At 72.4% G+C, this 5976-nt stretch carries 7 protein-coding genes; 4 read left to right on the top strand and 3 right to left on the bottom strand.

Annotated elements, in window-relative coordinates:
• Together AWZ10_RS26520 and AWZ10_RS26515 are read right to left on the bottom strand one after the other, a co-directional pair.
• The coding region (locus AWZ10_RS26520) for a sensor histidine kinase (RefSeq protein WP_060892186.1) at window positions 1-2211 on the bottom strand (2211 nt) is incomplete at its 3' end.
• A gap of 55 nt (window positions 2212-2266) precedes the next feature.
• Window positions 2267-3043: an MHYT domain-containing protein gene (locus tag AWZ10_RS26515; RefSeq protein ID WP_060892185.1), complete on the bottom strand. Its 777-nt coding sequence runs from the start codon at window positions 3041-3043 to the stop codon at window positions 2267-2269.
• A 143-nt stretch (window positions 3044-3186) separates the two neighbouring features.
• Between AWZ10_RS26515 and AWZ10_RS26510 the strand changes: the two genes are divergently transcribed.
• From AWZ10_RS26510 to AWZ10_RS26500, 3 genes are all read left to right on the top strand, one after another.
• Entirely contained in the window at window positions 3187-3795 is a 609-nt protein-coding gene (locus AWZ10_RS26510) for a class I SAM-dependent methyltransferase (RefSeq protein WP_205576478.1), read from the top strand.
• A 153-nt stretch (window positions 3796-3948) separates the two neighbouring features.
• Window positions 3949-4245: a hypothetical protein gene (locus AWZ10_RS26505; RefSeq protein WP_060892183.1), complete on the top strand. Its 297-nt coding sequence runs from the start codon at window positions 3949-3951 to the stop codon at window positions 4243-4245.
• Between the two features lie 137 nt (window positions 4246-4382).
• A complete protein-coding gene (locus AWZ10_RS26500) occupies window positions 4383-5240 on the top strand; it encodes a hypothetical protein (RefSeq protein ID WP_060892182.1) in 858 nt (285 codons plus the stop codon).
• Between the two features lie 38 nt (window positions 5241-5278).
• On the opposite strand, the gene AWZ10_RS26495 is transcribed toward AWZ10_RS26500, so the two are convergent.
• Window positions 5279-5467, bottom strand: a complete 189-nt coding sequence (locus tag AWZ10_RS26495; protein WP_037705135.1) for a hypothetical protein — start codon at window positions 5465-5467, stop codon at window positions 5279-5281.
• Between the two features lie 245 nt (window positions 5468-5712).
• Between AWZ10_RS26495 and AWZ10_RS26490 the strand changes: the two genes are divergently transcribed.
• Window positions 5713-5976: hypothetical protein (locus AWZ10_RS26490; protein ID WP_159058340.1), on the top strand; the 264-nt coding region annotated here is incomplete at its 3' end.

The raw sequence follows: 5976 nt of genomic DNA, 5'->3' as shown, positions 1-5976 counted from the left end.
GGTCCGGCCGGCGGAGGCGACCGGGGCCATGAGGGCGCGCCGGTCGGCGGACTGTTCGACGGGTTCCTGGTGCGGGATGGCGGCCACGCGCGCGTACTCGCGTTCCTCGGGCTGCGGCCGTGCTTCGGCGCTGGCGCCGGGAGAACGTTCCGGCAGGCCGCTGTGGAGCAGGGGGGTGGGGAGGAGGACCACCGCGGTGGTGCCGCCGTAGGGCGAGGTCCGAAGGTGGACCTTGATGCCGTGGCGGGCGGAGAGGCGGCTCACCACGAACAGGCCGAGCCGGTCGCTGTCGAACAGGTCGAGCGCCTCGGACTGTTCGATGCGGCGATTGGCTTCGGCGAGGGTCTCCTTGCCCATGCCGAGCCCCCGGTCCTCGACCTCCACGGCGTATCCGTTGCCGACCGGTTCCCCGGTGATCCGCACGCGCGTGTGGGGCGGTGAGAACTGGGCGGCGTTCTCTACGAGTTCCGCCAGGAGGTGGGTGAGGTCGGCGACCGCGGTGCCGGCGATCTTCGCCTCGGGGAGTTGCCGTACCTCCACGCGCGCGTAGTCCTCGATCTCGGAGACGGCCGCGCGGACCACGTTCGTCAGGGGGACGGGCAGGCGCCAGGCGCGTCCCGGAGCCGCTCCGGAGAGGATGATCAGGCTCTCCGCGTGGCGTCGCATCCGCGTGGTGAGGTGGTCGAGGCGGAAGAGGTCGCTGAGTTCGTCGGGGTCGTCGGAGCGGCGTTCCATGCTGTCGAGCAGGCTCAGTTGGCGGTGCACGAGGACCTGGCTGCGGCGGGCGAGGTTGACGAAGACGCCGGAGATGCCGCCGGCGAGTTCGGCGCGCTCGACCGCCGCGCGCAGGGCCGCTCGGTGCACGGTGCCGAGGGCCTCGGCGACCTGACCGGTCTCGTCCTCCGCCAGGGGTCCCGGCGGGGCCTCGCTGTCGATGTCGATCTCCTCTCCGGCGCGCAGTTTTCGCATGGCGTGGGGGAGTTTGCGGCGGGCGATCTCCAGGGCGTCGTTGCGCAGGCTGACCAGCTCGACGACCAGTCCGCGTCCGATGCGTACGGAGATGACGAGGGAGGCGGCGACGGCGGCGAGGCCCAGAAGCACCGCGGCCCCCGCCGGGGTGAGCAGGGCGCGGGTGAACGGGTCGGCGCGGCCGGCGACTTCGCGGCCGGCGTCGGACTCGATGGCGCGCATGTCGTCCCGCACGCGTGCGTGGGCGGACTTCCAGGCTGCCTCGGGAGCGGCGTGGAGCGCCTGGGCTCCGGGGTGACTCGCGAGTACCTCGTCCTCGACGGTGCGCAGGTCGGCGTAGGCGCCTCCTCCGGCGAGTTCGTGCCAGGCGGCACGTTCGGGGCCGCGCAGATCGACACCGGCGGCTTCGGTCAGGGTGCGACGGGTGTCGACGGCGCCGGTGAACAGGCGCAACCGCTCGCGGTCGAGGGTTCCGGCCAGGCGGGCGCCGGCCAGGACCGCGTCCTCCTGGGCCAGGGCCTCTCCCGCGCGGGAGAACTCGAGCAGCACGCGCGCGTCGGAGCCGAGGTCGGCGTCCTGGACGCCGGTGAGCGCGCCGCCCACGCCGAAGGCCGTGGAGATGGTCGTGCTGTACCGCTCGTAGGTCTCGGTCCAGCTGCTGCTGCGGTCGAGCACCGCCGTTCGCAGCACTCGCAGTCGTCCGGCTCCGGTCACGAAGCCGGTGAGGCGTTCGGCCACTCCTGGGGGCAGGTCGGTGCCGTCGGCGATGGTGTGCCGGTCTCCCAGGCGCAGGGCGTCGACCGCCCGGTCGGTGCGTTGCGCCAGTCTCCGCAGCGCGCTCTCCCGCTCGGCGGAGGGCCGGGTGGCGTAGCGTACGGCGGCCACACGCTCGGCCTGGAGCGCCGCGACGGCGTCGGCGACGGGGCCGCGCACGGAGGCGTCGACGCGCTGCGCCTGCCGGATGCGGGCGACGTCCTGGGCGGTGGTGACGGTGGCGTACGCCCACAGGGCGAGCAGGGAGACGACGGGCACCATGAGCAGGCAGACGATCTTGGCGCGGACGGTGCGGGGGCGTAGGTGCCATCGTCCCGCGTGTGTGGGCGGCCCTGCCGTCGGGGCGCCGCTCTCGTCGGGGTCGGTGCGCTCGTCGGCGGGAGGGCCGGCATGGGCGCGGCGGCCGCGTATTGCGGGCTGGGGCGGCGTCTCGGCGCCGGCTGTCGGGGTCCTGCGGGGTGTACGCATGGCCTCCTCGATCGGAGTGGTTCGGGGGCGGGCCTCGAAGGCCGCCGCGCGCGGCTTAGTGGGCGGCGGCCTTCTCGACCGGCCGCTGGGCCGACGCGGATGCCTCGCGCTCTCCGGCCGTCGGCGACAGCGCGACGAACGCCGAGGTGAGGAAGAGGTAGGACCCGAGGCCGACGGCGAGGGGGAAGATGAACTGCATCGCCGTGGCCCCGGGCAGGACCGCCCCCGACGGAGCGACCTCCACACGCACCGCCCACATCGCGGTGTAGTGCATGCTGCTCACCGCCGCACCCATGACCAGGGACGCGACGGTGACCGCGATGGGCGACTTGATGTTGAGTGCCGCCCAGAGGGCGGCGGTCGCCGCGACCACGGCGATCACGACGGAGAGCGCTACGAGTGCCGGGTCGTAGGTCACGTCACCGTGCAGCCGAACGGCCGCCATGCCCAGGTAGTGCATGCTCGCGACGCCCAGGCCGGTGGTCAGCCCGCCCAGAAGGAGCGCCCGTGCGCGGTCCTGGCTGTAGCCGACGGCGAAGACTCCGGCACAGACCACGATCATGGCGACGAGGAGGCTCAGGATGGTCAGTGGCACGTTGTAGCGGATCTCGGTGCCGCTGACGCCGAAGCCGAGCATCGCCACGAAGTGCATGGTCCAGATGCCGGTGCCGATCGCCGAGGCCGCGGTCACGAGCCAGTTGCGGCGGGACCTGCCGGTCGTTCCGAGCGCGCGGACCGTGCAGCGCAGGCCGAGCGCGGCGCCGATGGAGGCCATGACGTACGACAGCGCGGGGGTCAGCCAGCCGAAGGTGGCGTGGTCCAGGTGTCCCATGGCTCCGGGACGCTAGTGGGGGCACGGGAGCACGGAGGGGGCGCATTTCGAAAGGTGCTGGAATGTGGCGCATATATGCACTGGAACGATCGCCTGCCGCCCGAACGTGTGCGTCGTTTCCCGGACCTTTCCGGTGAGGGATCATGCGGAGCATGAGCGACGACCACACACACGTCCAGGAGTTCTTCACGGCACGGGCGGCCCACTGGGACACCCGGTTCCCCGACGACGGACCCGCCTATGCCGCAGCGGTCGCCGAGCTCGGTCTGGGCGCGGGTGACCGGGTGCTCGACGCGGGGTGCGGTACGGGGCGGGCCCTGACGCCGTTGCGCGCCGCCGTGGGGCCTTCCGGAGTGGTGCTCGGGGCGGATCTGACACCCGCCATGCTGGAGGCCGCCGTACGGGCCGGACGGGACCGCGACGGGCAGCTGCTGCTCGCCGACGTGGCCGGGCTGCCGCTGCGTGACGAGTCACTGGACGCGGTGTTCGCCGCCGGCCTCGTCGCGCATCTCGCGGACCCCACCGAGAACCTGCGGGAGCTGGCGAGGGTGGTCCGGCCGAGCGGCACACTCGCGCTCTTCCACCCCATCGGCCGCGCGGCGCTCGCGGCGCGTCAGGGGCGCCAGATCACCCCGGCCGACCTGCGCGCCGAGGCGAACCTCGGTCCGCTGCTGACCGCTTCCGGCTGGCACATGACGTCGTACGTCGACGAGAACACCCGCTTCCTCGCGCTCGCCGCGCGCGTCGGCTGAGCCCCGGCGCCGTCCAGGAGGGACCCGCCACACCGAGTCCTGAATGTGCCGCTCGCAGGGCTTCACCCCACCCTCCCCTCTTCTGCGGCCGCAGCTCCGTCTCTACGTTGAGTAGGACGGCTGTGATACCGACGCGGGGGGTAGGTAGCCCATATGTTCGAAAATGCTCGCAAGTCCTTCGGCAGATTTTTCGACTCGTTGCACACCGAGAGCACCGCACAGGAGGCGAAGCGCACGCACAACCTGTTCGAGGCAGCCGCCGCCTACATCTCGGCGTGCGCCGATGACGACCAGGAGCAGATCGACGAGGCCGTGACCTGGGTGTCGCCCGAGGCCCTGTCGTTCGGGGTCAGCGAGCTGGCGTGCCGGGCGGTCATCGCGCTCGCACGGGAGCGGGACGAGTCGCCGCAGACGGTCGCGCGGTCACTTCTGGGGCTGCCCGCCGCCTGAACGATTGAGGATCTCCGGCCGATTCGCCCCGATCCACCCGGTCACCGCAGCTCCGCACGGGGTTCACACTCGTGACAAGGGCCCGTCGGGCGCATTAGGGTGCGCCGACGGACGAGCGAGAGCCAGGGGAGGCCGGGATGGCCGGGACGGACGATGACGCCGTCACCGCCGGGGACGACGACGCGCTGTATGTGCTGACGGCGGTACTGCTCACGCCCGCGAACTTCCCCAGCGTGCTGGGCGACGACTATCCGGAGGCCTGCGCGGCCCTCGGCCTCGCGCCGCTCGCCGACGGGTACGGAATCGTCCTGGGCCAGGACGGTGAGGGTGCCCGGTGGACGGTGGCTGTGGACGACGTGTCGCTGGTCGCCGTGGCCATCGCGTCGTGGGACTGCGGCATGGAGTACGACCTGTCACCCGACGAGGACTCGGTCGTGGCCGCGCTGCCCGGCTGGCCCCTCGCGGTGGCCGTCGCAGCCCCGGGGGTGCCCGCCCCTCACGACCCCGACCCGGAGGTCTCGGACCTGCCACCGCTGAGCCCACCGGACACAGGCACCTGGGGTCCCGCCCAGCGGCGTCTGGGCGCCGACGAGATCGCACTGCAGTGGGCCAGGTGGCGGGAGCAGATCGACGACTCCGCGTTCGCCGGGCAGGACGGCGCGAGCCGGTCGGCGACCGGTGACGCGTCGGCGGCGACGGACTCCGGTGAGGGCGACCGGGGCATCCCTCGCACGGGCATCCGGCGCGTTCTCGCGGAGGCACGCGCGTACGTGGAGTCCCCTCCGCCTCTTGGGCGGGTGCGCTCCTCGTTCGCGCCGGGCGACGCCCGGACCCTCCGTGCCGACGGTCCCGGCTGGTCGCTGGTGGCCAGGACCGACGACATCGCGTTCGTCCTTCTCGACGACGAACCCGGCGAAGTGCTGCCGGTGGGCCGGGGGCCGGAGCTGCCCGGCCTCCTGGAGTCCCTCGACAAAATCGCCGTACGCCCGAACTGAGCCGATGCGCCGGCCCGCACGCGCGGGCCGGCGGCGCCTCAGCGACCGAGCTCCTTGCGGCCGACCCGACGCAGCCTGCGGCGCTGCGAGGGGTCCAGCGCGAGGTACGCGGCCGTGGGGATCCCCAGGACTATCAGGAGATTGGCCCAGAAGGGGAAGGGCAACAGGATCAGCAGGACGATCCCGATTGCCGCACCCCCCGCGACGATCTTCGTGCTCTTCGACATCTCCGTCGCCTCCTTCGCGGCCACTGCCGCTCTCTGTTCTGAGAACGGGAGCGGGCCCCCCGCAGTTCCGGACCACGACCCTGACACGTCCCTGAGTCGAACCCCCGTACAACCCTGAGATGCCCCCGCCACCGTGCGGGAAAAGTGACTCACGTCACTCCACGACCTGCCGGCCGGACGTTTGAAGTGATGTATCCTCGGCGATTCTGGATACGGTAGTCAAATTTGAGGAGTCCAATATCCCTGTGCCGACGATCTCCGTGGCAGCCCTCTCCGAAATCTTCGAACTGATCCGCTGCCGCGCCGTGTTCGTGGCCGCGGATCCTGCCCGCGCCGGTCACGTCGCCTTCTGGCGGTCGGACGGCTCGGCACCGCCCCTCGTCGCGCCCGGCTCCCCCGGGGAGCTGACGGTCGTCCTGCCCGGCGGTGAGGGCGTCGAAGAGGTGACCGTGCCCGCCGTGTCGCTCCCGGTGCGCGCCGCGCTCCCGGTGCTCTCGCGCGCGCGTGCC

Origin of the sequence: Streptomyces europaeiscabiei (assembly GCF_001550375.1) — a bacterium.
Classification (GTDB): Bacteria; Actinomycetota; Actinomycetes; order Streptomycetales; family Streptomycetaceae; genus Streptomyces; species Streptomyces europaeiscabiei.
This window is presented reverse-complemented; position numbering and strand designations above follow the sequence as displayed.